The sequence below is a fragment of the Paenibacillus sp. FSL M7-1455 genome (genome assembly GCF_038004655.1).
In the GTDB taxonomy this organism is placed as follows: domain Bacteria; phylum Bacillota; class Bacilli; order Paenibacillales; family Paenibacillaceae; genus Paenibacillus_AQ; species Paenibacillus_AQ cookii.
The window spans coordinates 5,881,264-5,901,912 of record NZ_JBBORO010000001.1 but is presented as its reverse complement, the minus strand read 5'-3'; the positions used below and the strand labels follow the sequence as shown (position 1 = coordinate 5,901,912).

The 20,649-nt window shown below is 54.6% G+C and carries 14 protein-coding genes; 11 read left to right on the top strand and 3 right to left on the bottom strand.

The window, feature by feature from the left end:
* Nucleotides 1-11: 11 nt before the first annotated feature.
* The 9 genes from NYE48_RS26905 (at nt 12) to NYE48_RS26865 (ending at nt 10,654) form a co-directional block, all read left to right on the top strand.
* Nucleotides 12-1,001 (top strand): substrate-binding domain-containing protein, encoded by a 990-nt coding sequence (locus NYE48_RS26905; protein ID WP_036714414.1) that lies wholly within the window; start codon nt 12-14, stop codon nt 999-1,001.
* 2 nt (nt 1,002-1,003) lie between these two features.
* Nucleotides 1,004-2,464 carry a sensor histidine kinase gene (locus NYE48_RS26900; protein ID WP_341000735.1) on the top strand — a complete coding sequence of 487 codons (1,461 nt, stop codon included), beginning with the start codon at nt 1,004-1,006 and terminating at the stop codon, nt 2,462-2,464.
* Nucleotides 2,439-3,779, top strand: coding sequence for an AraC family transcriptional regulator (locus tag NYE48_RS26895; RefSeq protein WP_212952619.1), 1,341 nt, complete (start codon nt 2,439-2,441; stop codon nt 3,777-3,779). Before NYE48_RS26900 ends, NYE48_RS26895 begins: the two co-directional genes overlap by 26 nt.
* 214 nt (nt 3,780-3,993) lie before the next feature.
* A complete protein-coding gene (locus NYE48_RS26890; RefSeq protein ID WP_052147325.1) occupies nt 3,994-5,388 on the top strand; it encodes a sugar porter family MFS transporter in 1,395 nt (464 codons plus the stop codon).
* A 168-nt stretch (nt 5,389-5,556) separates the two neighbouring features.
* Nucleotides 5,557-5,844, top strand: a complete 288-nt coding sequence (locus NYE48_RS26885) for an alpha/beta-type small acid-soluble spore protein (protein ID WP_341000500.1) — start codon at nt 5,557-5,559, stop codon at nt 5,842-5,844.
* 161 nt (nt 5,845-6,005) lie between these two features.
* The gene (locus NYE48_RS26880) at nt 6,006-6,527 is read left to right on the top strand and encodes a MarR family winged helix-turn-helix transcriptional regulator (protein WP_212951498.1); all 522 of its coding nucleotides are present in this window, start codon (nt 6,006-6,008) and stop codon (nt 6,525-6,527) included.
* Between the two features lie 57 nt (nt 6,528-6,584).
* Nucleotides 6,585-7,484, top strand: a complete 900-nt coding sequence (locus NYE48_RS26875; protein WP_341000499.1) for a 3-hydroxyacyl-CoA dehydrogenase — start codon at nt 6,585-6,587, stop codon at nt 7,482-7,484.
* A gap of 499 nt (nt 7,485-7,983) precedes the next feature.
* On the top strand, nt 7,984-9,375 hold the full coding sequence (gene ltrA / locus NYE48_RS26870) for a group II intron reverse transcriptase/maturase (RefSeq protein ID WP_340996822.1): 1,392 nt from the start codon (nt 7,984-7,986) through the stop codon (nt 9,373-9,375).
* A 244-nt stretch (nt 9,376-9,619) separates the two neighbouring features.
* Nucleotides 9,620-10,654 (top strand): Gfo/Idh/MocA family protein, encoded by a 1,035-nt coding sequence (locus NYE48_RS26865; RefSeq protein ID WP_341000498.1) that lies wholly within the window; start codon nt 9,620-9,622, stop codon nt 10,652-10,654.
* A gap of 114 nt (nt 10,655-10,768) precedes the next feature.
* Here the strand turns inward: NYE48_RS26865 and NYE48_RS26860 are convergent, their stop codons facing one another.
* On the bottom strand, nt 10,769-11,599 hold the full coding sequence (locus NYE48_RS26860) for a helix-turn-helix transcriptional regulator (RefSeq protein ID WP_341000497.1): 831 nt from the start codon (nt 11,597-11,599) through the stop codon (nt 10,769-10,771).
* Between the two features lie 182 nt (nt 11,600-11,781).
* Between NYE48_RS26860 and NYE48_RS26855 the strand changes: the two genes are divergently transcribed.
* Nucleotides 11,782-14,814: a glycoside hydrolase family 2 TIM barrel-domain containing protein gene (locus NYE48_RS26855; RefSeq protein WP_341000496.1), complete on the top strand. Its 3,033-nt coding sequence runs from the start codon at nt 11,782-11,784 to the stop codon at nt 14,812-14,814.
* Between the two features lie 249 nt (nt 14,815-15,063).
* Nucleotides 15,064-18,468 (top strand): S-layer homology domain-containing protein, encoded by a 3,405-nt coding sequence (locus tag NYE48_RS26850; protein ID WP_212951487.1) that lies wholly within the window; start codon nt 15,064-15,066, stop codon nt 18,466-18,468.
* Between the two features lie 254 nt (nt 18,469-18,722).
* Here the strand turns inward: NYE48_RS26850 and NYE48_RS26845 are convergent, their stop codons facing one another.
* Nucleotides 18,723-19,241: a hypothetical protein gene (locus NYE48_RS26845; protein ID WP_341000495.1), complete on the bottom strand. Its 519-nt coding sequence runs from the start codon at nt 19,239-19,241 to the stop codon at nt 18,723-18,725.
* Nucleotides 19,242-19,318: 77 nt separating this feature from the next.
* The gene (locus NYE48_RS26840; RefSeq protein WP_341000494.1) at nt 19,319-20,479 is read right to left on the bottom strand and encodes a hypothetical protein; all 1,161 of its coding nucleotides are present in this window, start codon (nt 20,477-20,479) and stop codon (nt 19,319-19,321) included.
* Nucleotides 20,480-20,649: the final 170 nt, after the last annotated feature.

Here is a 20,649-nt window from a genome sequence, read left to right as displayed (position 1 = left end):
GAAGGGAGAACATGTCAAACAGGAAGTGGTCCCTCGGACTGGTCGTGGTCGTTTTGGTTTTTGGGTACGTCCTGATTCGTTTTTTCGCTTCGACGACGATGGTGGATGATTTGATCCATCGCATGGAGCCCGGCAAAGCGGCGGCTCCGCCCGCAAAGCATATCGTTCTGATCGCGCAGGAGCTCGATAATCCGTTCTGGCGGGAAATGAAGCAGGGAGCGGATCAAGCGGCGGAGCGGCTCGGGATGAAAATCGACTACACGGGACCGATCCGGATCGACCCTTCGGAGCAATCCAGGCTTCTGGAAAAAGCGATTGCCGCCAAACCGGACGGCATATTGGTTCAAGGGCTCGGCAGTGCCGATTACGACCGGCTCATCGCCAAAGCCATCGATCAGGGGATTCCGGTGCTGACGGTCGATGCGGACGAGCCGGGAAGCCGGCGTCTGGCTTACGTCGGCACGGACAACCGCAAGGCGGGAGAGCGGATGGGAGAGCTTGTGGTCGGAAGCGCCCAAGGCGGCGGACGCATCGGCGTCATCATCGGCAGCGAGTTTGCGGACAACCAGAGGCAGCGGCTGGAAGGATTCCGGGCGTATGTCTCGGGGATACCCGGTTATCAAGTCGTCGATGTCCGTTCGTCGAACATCTCGCGGATCGGCGCGGCCAAAAAGGCAGAGGCCATGCTGCGTCAGCATCCAGAGATCGGCACCATCGTCGGATTCAGCGCGCTTGATGCCGGAGGCATTCTCGAAGGCATGAAGGCAGCGGGCAGGGAAGACGTGCGCGTATACGGTTTTGACGATTTGGAGGCAACCCGCAAAGGCATCGCGGCGGGAGACATTGAAGCTTCGATCGTGCAGGAGCCGCGGGAAATCGGCGCACAAGCCATCCGTCTGCTCGATCGATGGTTTCGGGGGGAGAAGCTGCCGCCGCAGCATTTTATTGCGACGAGCGTTCTCGTTCGGGAGCATGGGCAAACGGGAGGGACTGCGCCGTGAATATGCGCCGAATGTTGTTCATCGTTATCCCGCTGCTGTTTATCTTGAACAATGCGGTGTCCTTTTTCGTATTCCAGAGCGGTCGCACCGTGCAGCAAAGCTATAATATGATGCTCGACCGGGTATTATTATATAAACAAATCGACGAGAAGACCCGCGAGAACCTGCGGGCGATCAACGTCCATATCATGGACCGCAGCCCCGGCAGCCTCAAGGAATTCGAAAACCAAAGAGCCGAGCTGAAAGCGCTGCAGACAAGCCTGTCGGCACAGCAGCCGGTGGCTTCGGTCGAGCTTGCCGTCCGGAGTTACCGCCATATGCTGGCAACGTTTATATCGCAGGAAAAAAGCGTGATGGACGCGTTAAACAGCCGTACGCCGCTTGCCTATGCGTCCTCCTATGCCGACGCGGAGACGACGGCCGGGTTCATCCGGGAAGAGGCCTATCAATTGATCGATCAGGAGCTCAGCTACTATCAGCCGTTTTACCGGAAAATCCTCGTGCAAACCGATGTGATGAATCATTGGGGGATAGCCGTGTTTGCGGCGAATACCGTGATCAGTCTCGTGTTTGCTTATTGGATTTCGCTGCGGATCACGAAACCGATCCAGGGGCTCGTCCGGACGGCGGAGCAAATTTCAGAGGGCAATCTGGAAGCGACCCCGCCTCCGATGGGAGTCCACGACGAATTCCGGACGTTATCCGAAGCGTTTCGGCAGATGCAGGAAAATTTGAAGCTGCTTATTCAAAAGGAAAAGGAAGGCCTTGAGAAGGACCGGCTCGTCAAGGAGCTGGAGCTTGCGGTGCTGCAAAATCAGATCAACCCCCATTTTTTGTTCAACTCCTTAAACGTGCTATCCAAGCTGGCTTTGATCGAAGGGGCCGAAAAAACGAGCGATCTGACGGTCTCCTTGTCCAACCTGCTCCGCTACAACCTCCGTCAGCTGGACCGTCCGGTGCCTTTGCGGGATGAAGTGGAGCATGCCAGGGAGTATTTCATCATCCAGCAGGCCCGTTTCCGGGAACGGATCCGGTTCGAAACCGAGATCGAAGAGGCGGGCTTGGACGTTTTGGTGCCCGTGCTGACGCTGCAGCCGATCCTCGAAAACGTGTTTGTGCATGCCATCGAGGGCATGGAGGAAGGAGCCGTCATCAAACTGGCGGTTCAGTGCAAGCCGGACGAAACATGGGTGTCGATATCGGATAACGGGGCCGGAATGAGCGAAGAGATTCGGGATTCGCTGCTCCATTACGACGAGGCGTCCCCGAAGAATGCGGACGGCAAAAGCGGCCATTCCACCGGCCTGGGCACGCGCAACGTGTTCAAACGGCTGGAGCTTTTTTACGACAGAAAGGATCTGGTCCGCATCGAAAGCGCGCCGGGAGCAGGGACGACGGTCATTCTGAGGATACCTGTCCGGGGAAAGGAGGAAAACCATGTATCGCCTGTTGATCGCGGATGATGAAGCCCTGGAGAGGGAAGGAATCGAATGGATCGTGAACCGGATGCTGCCGGACACGTTTCAAATCATGCATGCGGAAAATGGAAGGACTGCGATTCAGAAAGCGGCCGAGTTCCACCCCCATATCGTCATGATGGACGTCAGAATGCCCGGCATTCAAGGGCTTGAGGCGCTGAAGGAAATCAAGGCCCACAATCCCGGCGTCAAAATGGTCCTGATCACCGCCTATGAATATTTCGATTATGCGAAACAGGCCTTATCCCTTGGCGTGCACGAATATTTGGTGAAACCCGCCAAGCGGGAGCAAATTGCCGCCGTCCTGAAACGGCTGGTGGATGAGATCGCGGAGGACCGGCGGGAACGCAACGAGCAGCTGGCGGTCCGGGACAAGTTCTTTCAGCTGCTGCCGCTTGCGGAAACGGAATTGGCGCTCCATTTTATGTCCGATCAAGTCAACGAGACCGAGGTTTCGCAGCTGGCCGACATATTGAAACTGCCTGCAGGCAAGGGCTGCGCCATCGTGCTTGCCTTTCCGGAGATCGGCGACCAGAAGAAAAAGGTGTACGACACGGTCAAAACGCTAACGCATGACATTGCCAAAGACCGCTGCGGCGCCGTCGTCAGCTCCATGGTCCACAGCCATATGGCCGTATTTCTGCTTGCCGGTCCGCAGGCCGGCGATGAAGCGTTACGGGAAGGTGCCGCGCAATTAGGTGCCAAGCTGGCCGAATCGCTTGCCAACCAATGCGGGATCACCATTTCCGTCGGCATCGGTTCCGTGCAGAGCGAGGCGGCAGGGATCAGGCGGTCCTATTATGAGGCCGTGTTTGCCTCCAAGTTCGAGGACAAATGGGGAAGCCTCTATCGTTTCGAGGATCTAAAGGCCGCTGACGGAGCCGGAGCGGAGGGTCCCTACGGGAAGGGACCGGCCGAAGAAAGCACCTACGTCCAGCTGGCGATCAGGCAGATCCGGGAAGAGCGGGAGCAGAACACCACGAATATGCTGGACAAGGCGCTGGCGTACATACGCGAAAGATTCCAGGAGGAGCTGTCGCTGGAGGATGCGGCGGAGCATGTTCATCTGAATCCTTATTACTTCAGCAAAGTGTTCAAACAGCAGACCGGCGAAACCTTTATCGACTATGTGACAAGGCTTCGCATCGACAAGGCCAAGGACTTGATGAAAAACGGGGAGCTGAGCCTGAAGGAGGTCTGTTACGCGGTAGGCTATAAAGATCCGAATTATTTCAGCCGCGTATTCAAAAAAGTGACGGGGGTGTCCCCCTCGGAATATCGGGTGCATCTTCAATCCTGATAAAGTTCATGCCGCATGGCATGGACTTTTTTGTTGTGGCCGGGAAAAAATAATGCTAGTCCTGCGGAACGGACCGGGACCCCGGGCAATTTTATGCTGTCATAACACAAATAAGTGCAGAGTCCCCGGTGTTACAATGGAATTAAAGAAATCTGCAGTATGGAAACAGCAGTTTTCGTTAATCCTATTACATCATAGAAGGAGACATCGGATGATGAGCTCAAACATACAGCAAGTAAGCGATCAACAGCAAATCAGCATGAAGTTCGTCACGTTGGTCTCGATCGTCGCCGCTCTCGGCGGTTTGTTGTTCGGGTTTGACACCGCGGTCGTTTCGGGTGCGGTCGGCTTTATGCAAATACGTTTCGATTTAAGCGAATTCGAGGTCGGCTGGGCCGTTTCCAGCTTGATCATCGGTTGTGTCGTCGGCGCTTTGAGCACCGGGGTGCTCAGCGAGAAATTCGGACGCAAAAAAATATTGATTACGGCGGCCATTCTTTTTATCATCGGTTCCGTCGGCTCGGCGATTCCGAGCACGTTCAGCGGTTTTATCGTCGCCCGGATGATCGGAGGCATCGGCATCGGGATTACCTCCACCCTATGCCCGCTTTACAATGCGGAAATCGCTCCCGCCAAATACCGCGGACGGCTTGTGGCATTAAACCAGCTGGCTACGGTTACGGGCATTTCGCTCGTGTATTTCGTCAATCTGTGGATTGCAAGTTTGGGGGACGATGCTTGGGACGTATCCTCCGCGTGGCGTTGGATGTTCGGAGCCGGCGTTGTTCCCGGCGTATTGTTCCTGGTCCTGCTGTTTTTGGTGCCTGAAAGCCCAAGATGGCTGATCAAGCAGGGACGGGCGGCCGAGTCCCTTCCGATCCTGCTGCGTATCCACGGCGAAGAGCTGGCGAAGCAGGAAGTGCTTGATATTAAGGAATCGTTCAAACAGGAAAAAGGATCGTTCCGGCAGCTGTTCGGGCCCGGCTTGCGCATGGCCTTGATCGTCGGCGTGGGTCTTGCGATCCTGCAGCAGATTACCGGGATCAATGCGGTGATGTATTACGCGCCGGAAATTTTCAAAGAGACCGGAGCGGGCACGAATGCGGCGCTGATCCAGACCATTTTGGTCGGCTTGATCAACTTGCTGTTCACGATTTTGGCCATCTGGCTGATCGATAAAGTCGGACGCAAGGCGCTGCTCCTCGTAGGTTCGGCCGCCATGACGATTTGCTTGGCCGTGATCGGCATCGCTTTCCAAACGGGACATACGTCCGGACCGCTTGTGCTTATTTTCATTTTGATCTACGTGGCTGCCTTCGCCGTGTCCCTTGGACCGGTCGTATGGGTCGTCATTTCGGAAATTTTCCCGAACCGCGTGCGCGGCATTGCCACCTCGATTTCGTCGATGGCCTTGTGGGCGGCCGACTACGTGGTATCGCAGGCCTTCCCTCCGATGCTGTCCTCGGCGGGTCCGGCGATGACGTTTTGGATTTTCGGCATCATGTCGCTGATTACCGTCGTGTTCAGCTGGCGCGTCGTTCCGGAGACGAAGGAAAAATCCCTGGAAGACCTCGAGTCTTTATGGGCGGCTAACAAGCCGCAAGCCTAAACGGGTGAAAACAACAAAGGATGTTCTTGAAAGTCGTTTGCGACTTTTGGGGGCATCCTTTTTTTCATGTTCGTTCCCGATCCGGATCGCCAGGCCAGAAACTAGCAAGGATGGCGGCTCCGTGTTTCGGGCAACTTAGTTAAAAACAGGAGTATAGGAGTGAGCGCAATGTCCAGAAGAAACAGAAGATACGTGGTCCCGGGAGCCGAGCGCGGCATGCAGTCGTTTAAAGCGGAAGTGATGCGGCGCGAGGGCTACAACGTGGATCCCAGCCGTCCGGACGACGTTAAATACGAAGTGGCGAAGGATCTCGGCGTTCCGCTTGAGCCGGGCAACAACGGCAATTTAACCACGGAGTCGGCGGGCCAGATCGGCGGCAAAATCGGCGGCTCGATGGTGCGCGAAATGATCCGGCTGGCGCAGCAGCAAATGGTGGACCGCGGCGGGAACGAATAATCGGTTGAGCCGTCGCGGCAAAACGGCTTGCAGACTTGAGGATAGCGAAAGGTCAAAAGGAACGGCCGTGGTTCATGAAAAGGATGTGTTCCCTTCACGTTGACGAAAATTAGTTAACTGGTTTATTATTAAAAAGTAAACTATATACGTGGGGGGACCAGATGTTTCATTTCTTGCATGCGATCGAACGATACTCGGGCAAATTGAATGTTTCGGAAACGGAATACAAAACGGGGAGGGTGTTGGCCAACCTGTTTTTCCTCACCACCGAAATACAGAAGGACCTGGAGCGCCGCGCGCGGGAATTCGGCATCTCCTACGGGCAATACATGCTGCTCTGCGTGCTCCGTTATCAACCGGAGGGCCGGTCCAACCCTTCGGCGTTGGCCGACCATTTGAAGGTAACCCGGGCAGCGGTAAGCTCCATGATCGACGCCCTCGAAAAGGGCGGATATGTGGCGCGCGAGCTGGACGACCGCGACCGGCGCGGCATGGTCATCTCCATTACGGAGGCCGGTTTAAGCAAGGTAAAGGAAATGACGCCGTTGTTTCTTTCCTTAATGAACCAGCTCGTGTCGGAATTCGGGGAAAGCGACATCGACTCGCTGCTTCAAGGATTGGCCAAGCTGCGGGGAGGATTCGAGAAACTCCGCCGGGAGGACGAACCCGAAGCGGAAGGGTGACCTGGATTGCCCGTCTCCGCATGAATCAACAGACTTATGACTTGGGAGGAACCGATCATGAACTATAAAAACATCACGGTTGCCGGAAGCGGCGTTTTAGGCAGCCAAATCGCGTACCAAACCGCTTTTAAGGGATTTCAGGTGACGGTATATGATATCAATGATGAAGCTTTGGAACGCGCCAAAGAGAGAATCTCGCAGCTGAAACCGCATTATCAGGCGGATCTGGGAGCAACGCAGGAAGAGGTTGAGGCGGCATACGGCCGGATGTCGTTCAGCAGCGATTTGTCGCAAGCGGTGGCGGATGCCGATCTGGTGATCGAGGCCATTCCGGAAGTCGTTTCGATCAAAAACGATTTTTATGCGAATCTGGGGAAAACAGCCCCGGAAAAGACGATTTTCGCGACCAACTCCTCCACCCTACTGCCAAGCCAATTTGCTGAAGCTACGGGCCGTCCGGAGAAATTTCTGGCGCTGCATTTCGCCAACGAGATTTGGAAAAACAATACGGCGGAAATCATGAAACATCCGGGAACGGACATGGGCGTGTTCCAGGACGTGGTCGAGTTCGCGAAAGCGATCGGCATGGTTGCGCTGCCTTTGCATAAAGAGCAGCCGGGGTATATTTTGAACTCTCTGCTTGTTCCGCTGCTGGATGCGGCTCAGCGCCTGTTGATCAAAGAAGTGGCCGACGTCGAAACGATCGACAAAACCTGGATGGTGGCGACGGGAGCGCCGATGGGACCGTTTGCGATTTTGGACGTGGTGGGCATCAACACCGCATACAATATCGGGCGCGCGAAAGCGGAGGCGACAGGGGACGAAGAGTTCCAAAAGATAGCCGACCTGCTGAAATCGGAATATATCGACAAAGGGAAGCTGGGAAGAGCGACGGGAGAAGGCTTCTACAAATATCCGAATCCCAGTTTCGCCCAACCGAATTTCTTGAAAAACTAAAGTGCGTCAACCAGATCGATCGTAACATCTTTTGATCGGCTGGGAAGGAGCATGGGGAATATCGCCCCCATGCTCCTTTTTCGGTACGCCCAGCATGGGCGTCATCTCTAGGGTGAAAGTCCCGAACGGGGGCTGGCGAGCGCCTACCGTTAGCCAAGGGCAAGGGTGTCTGCCGCGAGGCAGAATCTGAAGGAAGCCGGAGGCAAAAGCACGGGCCAAGGTACACGAACTGGATTTGAGGCAGGGATAGCCGGATGAGCTGCCCGAACACAGCGAAATCCCAAGCCGCCAAGAGCTATTTCTGTAAACTCCAGTGGTCGCGGGCGGAAAGATGACGTTCTTATCTGGGGAGGCCTGCGGGAGGAAAAAAAATGCGAAGTCACTTCGTAACCGTAACCGAGAGGTTGCGCTGAACCCGCAGGAGTCAGCAGAGGTCATAGTACGTGAGTACGGGACGCCGGAAAGCGGAAGGACCGAACCGAAAGGAGAGAGGAAACCGATGCGTTCGAGTGAGGAGCAAAGAAAGCCGAATATCCCGCAAGGGAGCTGCCGACAAAGAGGAGCGGTGAAGCCGCAAGGGTATGTTGGAGCGCCGAGCTCTTCACCGGCACAAGTCGCCCCTTCCCCTCGCGAAGATCAAAACGATTTGCTGGAGAAGATGCTCGAAGGAAATAACCTTCGGCTCGCCTACAAACGAGTGGTTCAAAACGGGGGAGCTCCTGGTGTGGACGGCGTAACGGTAGCCGAGCTACAAGCTTACCTGAAAACCCACTGGGAAACGGTGAAAGCCGAACTTCTGGCGGGAACCTACCGGCCGGCGCCAGTCAAACGGGTGGAAATCCCCAAACCCGGAGGCGGCGTACGGCTGCTGGGCATCCCGACCGTGATGGACCGTTTCCTCCAGCAAGCGCTTCTGCAAGTGATGAATCCGATATTCGACGCAGACTTCTCGTGGTACAGCTACGGCTTCAGACCCGGAAAGCGGGCGCATGACGCGGTGAAGCAAGCGCAGCGGTACATCCAAAGCGGCCGAAGATGGGTCGTAGATCTGGACCTGGAGAAGTTCTTTGACCAAGTGAATCACGACATGCTCATGGCAAGGGTGGCGCGGAAGGTGAAGGACAAGCGAGTACTGAAGCTGATCCGAGCCTACCTGAGTGCCGGAGCGATGGAAAACGGAGTTTGCCAAAAGACAGAGGAAGGAACCCCCCAAGGCGGTCCGCTGAGTCCGCTGCTGGCAAACATTCTGCTGGATGATCTGGATAAAGAACTCACCAAGCGAGGCTTGCGCTTCGTCCGCTATGCGGACGACTGCAATATCTTTGTCGCAAGCAAACGGGCAGGTGAACGTGTCATGAGATCGATAACTCACTATGTAGAAGGAAAGTTGAAACTGAAGGTGAATCGGGACAAAAGTGCCGTAGACAGGCCGTGGAATCGGAGATTTCTTGGTTTTAGCTTTCTGAGGAATAGACAGGCGACGATTCGTCTGTCCCCTAAGACGATCTCCCGATTGAAGGAGAAAGTCCGGGAGCTAACGAATCGTTCCCGGTCCATATCGATGGAAGAGCGAATTTTAAAATTGAACCGCTACCTCATGGGATGGATTGGATACTTCCGGATAGCTTCTGCCAAGGGCCACTGCGAGAGATTCGACAAATGGATTCGAAGAAGACTGCGCATGTGCTTATGGAAACAATGGAAGCGAGTGCGTACACGTATTCGAGAACTCCGCGCCCTGGGCGTGCCAGAATGGGCCGCTTTTATGATGGCCAACTCCCGCAAAGGAGCTTGGGAAATGTCCCGAAACATAAATAACGCCCTTCCGACAACCTATTGGGAAGCGAAAGGGCTGAAAAGTTTGCTTTCTCGTTACTTGGAACTTCGTTAACCTTTTGGAACCGCCGTATGCGGACCCGCATGTACGGTGGTGTGAGAGGACGGGGGTTTGCCGCCCCCTTCTACTCGATATTTGGTTTGCTGAATTTTTCGTTGGTGAATAATGGGGGAAGATGTGTTATTTTAAAAAAAATGCGGGGCATTCGCGACATCGCGTCGGGATCAGTTCTATTATTTTCGGGGGGTCTATGCAGGCTCCGGCATAGCCGTAGAACATATGAAGGAGAGAGACTAGAATGACATTAAAGGTAGGCATTATCGGGACAGGAAGCATGTTTAAAGCGGCCCATTTGCCGGGCTGGCTTTCCCGGCCCGAGGTGGAGATCGTCGCCTTTTGCGACGCATTGCGCGCTTCCGCGGAGGCGTTGGCCGCCAACTTTCCGGGAGCGAAGGTGTACGACCATTTCAGCGAAGTGCTGGCGGACCCGTCGATCGACATCATCGGCATCAGCACGCCGAACGTGTTCCATTCGGAAATCGCCGTCGCCGCCTTGCGGCAGGGCAAGCATGTGTTTTGCGAAAAGCCGGATGCGGTCAATCCGGTCGAAGCGCAAAAAATGGCCGATGCGGCCCGGGAAACCGGCAAGCTGCTGATGGTGATGCGCAACAACCGATTTTCGCAGGAGGCGCAGTACGTTAAAAGGCTGGTCGAAAAAGGCCAGCTGGGCGAACTGTACATGGGCCGCTGCGGTTGGGTCCGGCGCCGGGGCATTCCGGGGCGCGGCGGCTGGTTTACGACGAAGGCGCTGTCGGGAGGCGGGCCGCTGATCGACTTGGGCGTACATATGATCGACCTCGCGATGTGGCTGAGCGGCAATCCAAAGCCGGTTACCGTATCGGGCTCGACGTACCGCAAATTCGCCGACCGTCCGGATGCGTCCGGCAAGGTGCCGGAAGGCACGTTCGACGTCGAGGACTTGGCGGCCGGTTTCATCCGGTTCGACAACGGAGCGTCGCTGCAGATCGAATTCAGCTGGGCGTCCAATATCGAAAAAGAGGAAAAATTTTTGGAGTGGCGAGGCACCGAAGGCGGCTTCAGTCTAGTCAACGACAAGCTCAACCTCTACTTGGAGAACGAAGGAGCGCTGATCAACCAGCAGCCGTATTTTAAGGACGAAATTCCGCAGCATACGGCCAACATTCAGCATTTCATCGACTGCGTGCTCGGCCATGAGCGGCCGATTTTCACGCCGGAGCAGGGCGTCGACATGATCAAAATTTTGAGCGCCATCTACGAGTCCGCGGAACGCGGACGGGAGATCGTGCTGTAATCGGCCACGGGCCGTTTCCATACCTTAAATCAATAGGGACGCGTACGGGCAATTTCCCTTGTCGCTTTAAGTGCGATAGGGGCCCGGGCGCGTCCTTTTTTTGTAAGACATATGTTACCTTACTCCGTTCAGCTTGCGAAAAGCCTCCGGGGTCATCCCCTCGGTTCGTTTGAATAACGTGCTGAAGTACCCCGGCGTCGTGAATCCGACCTGCCTTGCGATTTCGCCGATTCGGGCTTCGGGAAATTCCAGCAGGCGTTCTTTGCTCTTATGGATGCGAAGCTGGTTCAGGTACTCCATCGGGCGTTTGTTCAGTATTTTCCGAAACAGGAGGCACAGATGCTGGGCGGACACCCCGATTTGCAGGGCAAGCTCCTGCAGCGGAAGATCCCGGGCGTAATGTTCCTCCATGTAGTCAAACACGGGCTGAAGACGCAAATATCCTTGATCGGTGGAGGATGCGTGCATGGTCATGTCCATCATCAGATCGATAAAAAACATGTAGGCAAGCTTTGAGCATTCCAGCCCCGCAAGCGGTTTGTCGGAAAACGTTAGGGACAGCGCATTTTTCATGTGGTTGAGGATCAGCTCCTGCCTGTGTACCGGATAGACCGCGGACTCGTTCATGCCGGCAAGCCGTGCCAGCGCTTCCACCTCCGGCCCCAAGAAGGTCATCCAATACACTTCCCAAGGTTTTTCAACGCCGTAATAGGCATGCTCCTCATCCGGGTACAAAAACATGCCCGAACCGGGTCTGACCCGGTACGTTTGCCCGCGGACCGCCAGTTCTCCTTGGCCGGATACGCAGTGCAGCCATTGGAATTGGGGATAACCGCCGGGTCTGTGGATCGGGTCCTGGTGATCCCAATGTCCGGCGCCCGTCATATAGACGGGCAGCTTCATGACCGTGTCGGTTTGCATCAGAAATCCAAGTTTGTTTGCCATGTTCCCACCCCTCAGGCGATAGCGGCATGATGTGAAAATCGTTGAATAAATAAGAAAATCGCGTTCTGTATCAAGCGGTACGCCCCTTTTATAATGTTAATATAACATAACGCTGAAGCGGGGACGATGCCCTTGGGAATGCATGCGTCCATCGTTCGCTTACGAGAGGAGTCGGAATCCAAGTGACCTTAAAACCTTATTGGGAGAATCCTAAAATATTGCAAGAGAACCGCGAAGAGGCCCGCGCTTCCTATATTCCTTACGGAGACACGGAAAGCGCGCGTTCCGGCAAACGGGCACGCTCGCCATGGTACCAAACGCTGAACGGCAGCTGGAAATTCAATTATCGCCCGCGCGCAAAGGATGTCGACACCGATTGGACCGGGGAACGGTACGATACATCGGGTTGGGATGACCTGCTGGTTCCTTCCTGCTGGCAGGTGCAGGGTTACGACCAGCTTCAATATACGAACGTCAATTATCCGTTCCCTTATGATCCGCCTTACGTGCCGGACGACAATCCCGCCGGATTATACGTCAGGGAGTTTCGGATCGGTCCGGAATGGTCCGGCAAAGACACGTATATTATGTTCGAGGGTGTAAACGCTTGCTTTTATTTGTGGATAAACGGCGCATACGTCGGATACAGCCAAGGGAGCCGCGTCCCGGCGGAGTTCAACATCGCCCCCCACGTGCGCCAAGGCAGCAATAAAATCGCCGTGATGGTGCTGAAGTGGTGCGACGGCTCGTATTTGGAGGACCAGGATCAATGGCGTTATACCGGCATTTTCCGGGACGTGTACCTGCTGGCACGCGATCAAGCCCATGTCCGCGACGTGTTCTGCCGAACAGAGCTTGCCGAGGATCTGAAGTCGGCACGGATCCAGGTGGAGGTGGATACCACCGGCGCCGCGTCCGTTGACGTTCAGCTGACGGATCCAAGCGGGCGGGAACTGCTGAATCAGCGCGGTGACGTGGACGGAAAACATGCCTTCGACCTTCCGGTGGATTCGCCCATGCTTTGGAACGCCGAACATCCGCATTTGTACGAGGTTATTGTTTCGAGCGGGGAGGAAGTTCTGCGCTTCAAGGTCGGTTTCCGCCGTATCGAAATCAAAGACGGGGTATTCCGTATTAACGGACAAGACATCAAACTCAAAGGTGTCAACCGTCATGACTCCCATCCCGAGCTCGGCCAAACGATACCGCTCCGGCATATGATCGAGGATTTGAAGCTGATGAAGCGGCATAACATCAACACGATCCGCACCTCCCATTATCCGAATGATCCGCGTTTTCTGGATCTTTGCGACGAGTACGGCTTTTACGTGATCGACGAGGCCGATTTGGAGTCCCACGGCGATTTTTCGCTTTATTACGGCACGAAAGACAACCGTAGCTTCCCGAAAAATCCGGAGTGGAAGGAAGCCTTCCTGGATCGCCAAATCCGCATGGTGGAGCGGGACAAAAACCATGCCTCCGTCATCATCTGGTCGCTTGGCAACGAATCCTACTACGGGGCGAACCATGTCGCGATGGCCGAATGGACGCATGCCCGCGATCAGTCCAGGCTCGTACATTACGAAAGCGCAGCCCATGATCCGGAGCAAGAATTCGATCAAAGCTGCCTGGACATGGAAAGCCGCATGTATATGTCCGTCCCCGATTTGGAGGCTTATGCGAAGGACGGCGGCAAACGAAAACCGATGTTTCTCTGCGAATACAGCCATGCGATGGGCAACGGCCCGGGCGATCTCAAAGACTACTGGGAGATCATTTATGCTTATCCGAAGCTGATGGGCGGCTGCGTCTGGGAATGGGTGGACCACGGCATTCAAACCTATACCGAGGACGGAAGGCCGTTTTATGGATACGGCGGCGATTTCGGCGAGAAACCGCATGACGGCAATTTCTGCCTCGACGGGTTGGTCAGCCCGGACCGCAAGCCGAATATCGGGCTTTTGGAACTGAAGGCGATTTACGCTCCGGTACAGATCGAAGCGATCGATGCGGCGAAAGGGCGTTTCAGCATCACGAACCGCTATGATTTCAGCACGCTGGGCAAGCTTGCGATCCGCTACCGCTTGAAAGCCGAAGGCACGCTGCTTGGGCAGGGGGAACTCGCCGTGCCGGAGCTTGCCCCGCATGCAAGCGCGGAGGTGACGGTCGACTTGAATATTCCCGCCTCGATAGCTGCGGCCGTCGATCTGGAGTTTATCGTGGTCCTGAACGAAGATCAGGTTTGGGCGGAAGCGGGATACGGGATTGCAAGCATGCAATTTGAAGTCAGGCCGCGGACGATTCGTGCAGCAGCGGAGCAAGGCGGGGCATGGGGTCCTGCAAAATCGGTTCAGGCCGCTGAAGAAGGGCGGCTGCTCGTCATCGAAGGGTTCGATTTCAAGCACACGTTCGACTTGAGTCTGGGTACCTTCACGGGGATCACGAAGCACGGCGTCAACATGCTTGCCGCTCCGGCGCATTTCGAGGTATGGCGGGCGCCCACCGATAATGACCGCAACGAAAAACATGCCTGGGCGAACGCCGGGCTGGACCGGGTCGTGACGAAGGTGTACAGCGTAAGCTGGCAGCAGCCTGCTTCCGACCGGGTGACGATCGAAGTGAGTTATTCCTTGGGCGGATATTCGATCCGGAACATCCTGAGGGGCACGGCCGAATGGTCCGTTTTCGCGGATGGATCCATCACGCTTAGAACCGACGTCGAAGTCGGGGGAACGGTCGATTTCCTGCCGCGGTTCGGCCTGCAGCTTACGATGCCAAAAGGAAACGAGGCCGTCACCTATTACGGTTTGGGGCCGCATGAGAGCTACATCGATAAGAAGCTGAGCGTGAAGCGGGACGTGTATGATACGAGCGTCGACCAGATGCATACCGATTACATCATGCCGCAGGAAAACGGCTCCCGTTATCATACCGAATGGGCGGTGGTGAGCAATCCTCTGGGCATGGGGCTGCGATTTACGGGGCCTGACCGCTTTTCCTTCAATGCGAGCCATTATACGCCGGAAGACCTGACGGCAGCCCGGCATAACGTCGAACTGGTGCGCCGCGACGAAACGATCGTCCATCTCGACTACAAAATGAGCGGCGTCGGCTCCAACTCCTGCGGACCGCGTCTCATGGAGAAATATCGGCTGAATGAAAAGTCGTTTACGTTCGAGGTGACGATTCAGCCGGTGTTTGGCGAGGACGAGTAGGGGATCGGGAGATCGGAGCCCAGTGACGTGCGTATGTGTGTAAGCAGCTATAGAAATTGAAAAAAGGGATGCTCCGACTAAATTGGGGCATCCCTTTCTCTCTAAATGCTCACAGAATAGCCTGTATAGGTTTTGTATAGCCCCGGTTGCTACACTGTAAGAAGGGAGAAATTGCGGCATTCGGTCGAAAGAGCCACTCATCAAGAGCAAGGCGATTTCTCCGAAAATATGATTGGGGGACGAGAGATCGTGTCTACACGAAAAAGTAAGTTGAAATGGAAAAAGCCGGCGGCAGTATTGTTGACCTGCGCGCTAACCGTAGGCGGACTGCCTGCGGGGTTTGCTCCGCTAACGGCAAACGCGGCAGCGGCAGGTGAGGCCATCAAGACGTCGGTTGGGACAACCAGCGTAAACTACGACAGAAATGGGTCAGCCCAAAGCGTAATCATCGATAAAAATTTGTCCATTGATTACGATAAGCCTTTGGATGCGGCAACGGTAATCATTGAAGGATTTGTACCGGGGGACAAGCTGGAATTTACGGATACCAACGAAATCAAGGGCGAGTATAACGCTCAGAACGGGATCCTTAAATTAACGGGAGCCGCAACCGCTCAGCAGTACATCGATGCGCTGAACAGCGTTTTGTTTACGCCTGCTTCAGGCAAGGTATCGGACAGAACCATTAAGTTTTCGCTTGGCAGCGCGCTGCCGTTTGACGTGAACGGGCATTTTTATGAATATATCAACAATGGTTCCGCCATTACCTGGAATAATGCGAAAACGGCCGCAGAAAAGATGGAATACTTCGGGCGTAAAGGGTATCTAGTGACGATTACCTCCAAGGAAGAAAACAACTTCGTAACGGAAAAGGCGCAAGGTCTCGGCTGGATTGGTGCGGAGGACATTGAACGGAAAAACGGCGAAGCGAGGCAAAATGGAGATTGGCGCTGGGTCACGGGTCCGGAAGGACTGGAGGATGGCGGCAAAGGTTTGCAATTTTATCAGGGGTATTATGTAACACCAGTACATGGCCCAGTAGAGAACAGATATACAAACTGGGATAACGGCGAGCCCAATGACACTGGCGGTGAATACGTCGCTCATATTTTCGGACCGGGTTCAAAACCGGGGAAATGGAATGACTATGCTCCCACGAAGTCCGTTACGGGCTACATCGTCGAGTACGGCGGCATGCCTAACGATAACAATATCCAAATCAGCGCCACCAAAACGGTCAATTTCGTCGATGTCACCGAATTGAACCAGGCGATCAAAAACGGCGATGATCTGAAACAAGCGGATTATGACGAAGCCAGCTGGAAGGAGTACCAGAAGGCGCTGGAAGACGCGAAAAACATCCTGAACCAAACCAGCAAAACCCAAGCCGATGTGGACGCGGCTACGAAAGCTGTGAAAATGGCGCAAGGCAACCTGAAGCTCAAGCTGGAGGTCACAAAACCGGGCGGCGACACTGTTTATACAGAAAAACCGGTGTTTAGCGGCGTATCCGCTCCTGGCGCGACGGTAACGGTCGCTGTCTATGACGAAGCCGGCAACGTCGTTGGACAACCGGTCGAGGTGACGGCCGGCCCGAACGGGGAGTGGAGCTACGTTCCCGAACCGGGATTAAAAGACGGCAAATACACTTACGAGGTCAGCGCGAAAAGGGATCAGCTCGAGACCTCGACGGGACGCAAAGATTTGACCGTCAATACCGTCCTGCCCGAACTTTCCATTGATGGGCCTGCCAGCGAGAAGGTAACGTCCGCGCAGCCGGAAATTACAGGTTCGGCCGAGCCGGGCGCGACGGTAACCGTTGCCGTTTACGATGAGTCCGGGGCGCAGATCGATGTGCAAATCGTGACGGCCGATCCGAACGGCAACTGGAGCTTTACGCCATCCAAGCCGCTGGAAAACGGAAAAAATTATAAAGTAGAAGCAGCAACCGAAAAAGACACCAAGGTGTCCAAAGCCGCAAAAGACATTCAAGTCGACACGACGGATCATACTGCGCTTGCCGGGCTGGAGGTAAACAGCTGGGACGGAACGAAAATCCCGTTGTCTCCACCATTTAATGGCGCAACAAAATATCAGGCTTCCGTTACGAACGATGTTTATAGCGTGACGATTAACCCTGAGTTGTTTGATCCGAATTCCAAAATCGAAATCTCGCTCAACGGCGCTCCGTTCACGAAAACGGCTAATGGCACGGCAAGCGACAAGCTTCCGCTGCATGCAGGCGAGAATACGATCGTCGTTCGGGTAACGGATGCGGATAACAATGTCAAAGAATATACGATTACGATCTATAGAGAATTCAGCGGAAGCAACGGCGGCAACAGCGGGAATAACGGCGGCGGAAGCACGACAAACCCAACGCCTACACCGCCATCCGGCAATTCCGGGATTGATACGTCCGTAAACGGCAACGATACGCCATTTGCCACGGGCAAAACGACCACAACCGATAACGGAAAGCAGACGTCCGTTCAAGTCGACTCTTCTAAACTGAACGATATTTTATCTGGCGGAAATGGGCAAAAACTTGCTATCCAATCCCCGAACGAAGGCAGCCTGAGCGTCGACGGCTTGACGGCAGCCGATGTGCAAAAATTGGCCGACAAAAAAGCCAGCCTTGAAATCGGCAACCAGCTCGCCATTTATCCGGTTCCGGGCGGGCAGCTGGATGTAAGCAAAATCGTCCAGCAGCTGGGCAACGCGGCAGCAGGCGATATCGCCGTGCATATCGACATTAAACGTTCTACGGACGCGGTCATCGCAAACGCCAAAAACCAGGCGAAAACCAAAGGATACGACCTGTTGGTCGATCCGGTCGACCTGGACATGACCTTTACGCATAACGGCTCTACGGTAAGATCCGGGCAGTTAAACGGATATGCCGCGAAATACATCGCACTGCCTGAGGGCATCGATCCGAACCGGATTACGACCGGCGTGGTCGTCAACCCGGACGGAACTGTATTCCATTTGCCGACGGTCGTCACGAAAATCGGCAACCGTTATTATGCGGAAATCCATGATCTGCGCAGCAGCGGAACCTACTCCGTTATTTGGAATCCTCAAGATTTCGATGATGTGAGAACCCACTGGGCACAGCGCAACGTCAACAACATCGCGGCCCGGCTCGATTTGGAAGGAAATGGCGACAATACGTTCTCGCCGAACCGCAACGTAACCCGCGCCGAATTTGCGGAAATCGTTGTTTTGGGACTCGGATTGATGCGCCAGGAGGAACCGAAGAATACGTTTGACGATGTACGATCCGATGCTTGGTACCGCAGCGCCATCTCCATCGCCAGCGAATTCGGCATCGTCCTCGGTTACGACGACGGCGCGTTCCGTGGCAACCAGAATATCACGCGTGAAGAAGGCATGGCGATGATTGCCCGCGGTTATCAATTGATCCGTCCGGGCCACGCCATCAGCGAGGCCGAGATCAATAGCCTGCTTGCAGGATACCAGGATGGGTCCAATGTAGCCAAATGGGCGAAGCCATCCGTGGCGACGCTGCTGTCCGAAGGCATTGCCCAAGGCAACGCAAAGGATTTGGCTCCGAAATCGCCAATGACGCGCGCCGAGACGGTGGCCTTGATGGAACGCCTATTGAAAGTCACGAAATTGATTGACTAAGCCTTGTGTTTTTTACGATCTGGCAAAATCGAAACAGCCCTCGCGGGTTACTGCGGGGGCTGTTTTTCATGAATGGATGGTTACGAACATTACGTTAAGGTTAGGCCGATTTTTTTAAAAAAATAAGTGTGATTTCGCAAGACACTGCGGCGAAAGATGGGAGAAACACATGAATGACCAGAATAAAGCCAAGGGGCACCCGACGGGCGCCCCTTGCGTCATGCATGTAACGAATCGATACCCATCCAAGCGCTTCATTCATTTTGCGGTATAAATTCGTATCTATACCTTTCGAACGACGTTGAGGAATAATACGTATCGATTTCCTTGACTTCGCCGGGTTCAACGGTCACCTTTTCGTAGGTTCTCCGATCCAGCTCTTTGTCCTGCTCATCATAGGTTGTGACGATCAAGGTTCCCGTGAATCGGCACGAATCGTTGTAATTTCCGGCATATAATTTGATTTTGAATGATTTGTCATCGCGGAACGACCCGGCGGCCAGCGCCAAACGGTCGATATCGCGCACGGAATCGCCGAGCTGCTCCATTTTATATTCATAGTGGCGGGCGACTTCCGCGCGCATTTTCATTTCCATCGATTTTTCGTTGTACGTGATCGTAGCGATGGGAATCGTCGTAACGATGTACAGCATGACGACCGCCCCGAAACCGCTGCGGAGCACCACGCGCCGTTCATATCCGCCCGCAATCAGCGCCACCCAAGCGATCACGATCAGGACAAGGGTAATCAGATGCCACTTGGAAAAAAACATTTCCGTAAAGAGCGACAGTGCCGACGCCTCCTTTCATCTTGCTTTGCTTGTGCTTCAAGTCCGACCGGCTTTTCATGTTAAGAGCGGCCCCGGCGCTTGCGGCGAATCCAGTACAGGATGCCGAAGACCGGCCAGATGGCAAACGCTGCGAAGATGGCGGCCGTCAACGTGGAGACGTAATACTCTTCGCCGGTCCCGGTATCGGTTTCCGGCATCATTGCGCCGATCAGGGCCCATCCGAAAAACAACAGGAGGGCATAACGCAGCGGAACCCAGTACGTCAGTCGTTTTGCCAAAAACAGATAGATTATTCCGCCGACGAGTGAAACGGCAAAGCAAATGCCGACGCCGTCCGATGCAATGCTCCCCTTGAAGGCAATTTTAAGAAAAACGTATACGAAAGCGAATAAAAGCGCAAAAATGATCGGGGTCGTCCATTGCGGCTTGAATCTCTTGATCCCTGCGGGATGGCGAGCACCGGCCTCCTGTTGGGGAGGGCCCTCTGCACTGGCGGCTTGCCCCGGTCTGCCGTGTTCGATTTCCCTGACAAGCTGCTCCAGTTCCTTTTGCAAATGATGGTGGAAAGGAAAAGGCCTTGAATTGGATTCGTCTTCAAGCTGCGGCAGCTGCTCCTCTTTTGGCAGGGCATTTGGCATCACGGCGGTCGCCCAAATCGGAATGTCCCGGCTTTGCAGCTCTTTCAGCCATTGCTCGGCGTCGAAATATTCGAAAAAGGGAACGCCCAGCACGCGCCGGTCCGTTTCTTCCCGGTAAACGACGTTGATCATCGGCAAAATATGATACATCGGCTGGTGTTCGTTGAATTTGCTTTTCCGGTAGGCATAATGGTACGGCGCCACATAATACGAAACGTAAATCCGTTCAACCCGATCCAGCGGGATCGTCCCTTCGCTGACTTCGGGATCGGGATGATGGTATATCCGGTATTCGATCCGGTCGCGGCACAATCTGTACCGGCTTAGAAGACGGTTTTTGCGAATCGCGGACCGCAAGTAGCGGACGGAGAACCGGATCAGCCAGAACCCCGGCACCAGCAGGATCAGCAGCAGGAAGGCCCAGGATTGGTACCTGTAGGCCCAATACAGCGGGCCGATGACAAGCCCGGCGCCAAGCGCCAGCACGAACGTCATGACCTCGAAGGTCAGTATCCAGTAAAAAGGCTCCATACGCCGATCGGCGCGTTCATGAATGCAATCCTGATCGGTAGTCGAAATCAATCATTTCCCTCCCATGCCATTGGATTTTTTAAAATGAAAGAAAACCAATCTCACTATACGCGTCCGGCTGCTTTGAAAGCAACAGCGTGTTTTATATGCCTATATACGGAAAAAACGGGTTTAGGTTACATGCAAAAATGCATTGGAAAGGTTGAAAGCTCCGGGAAAAA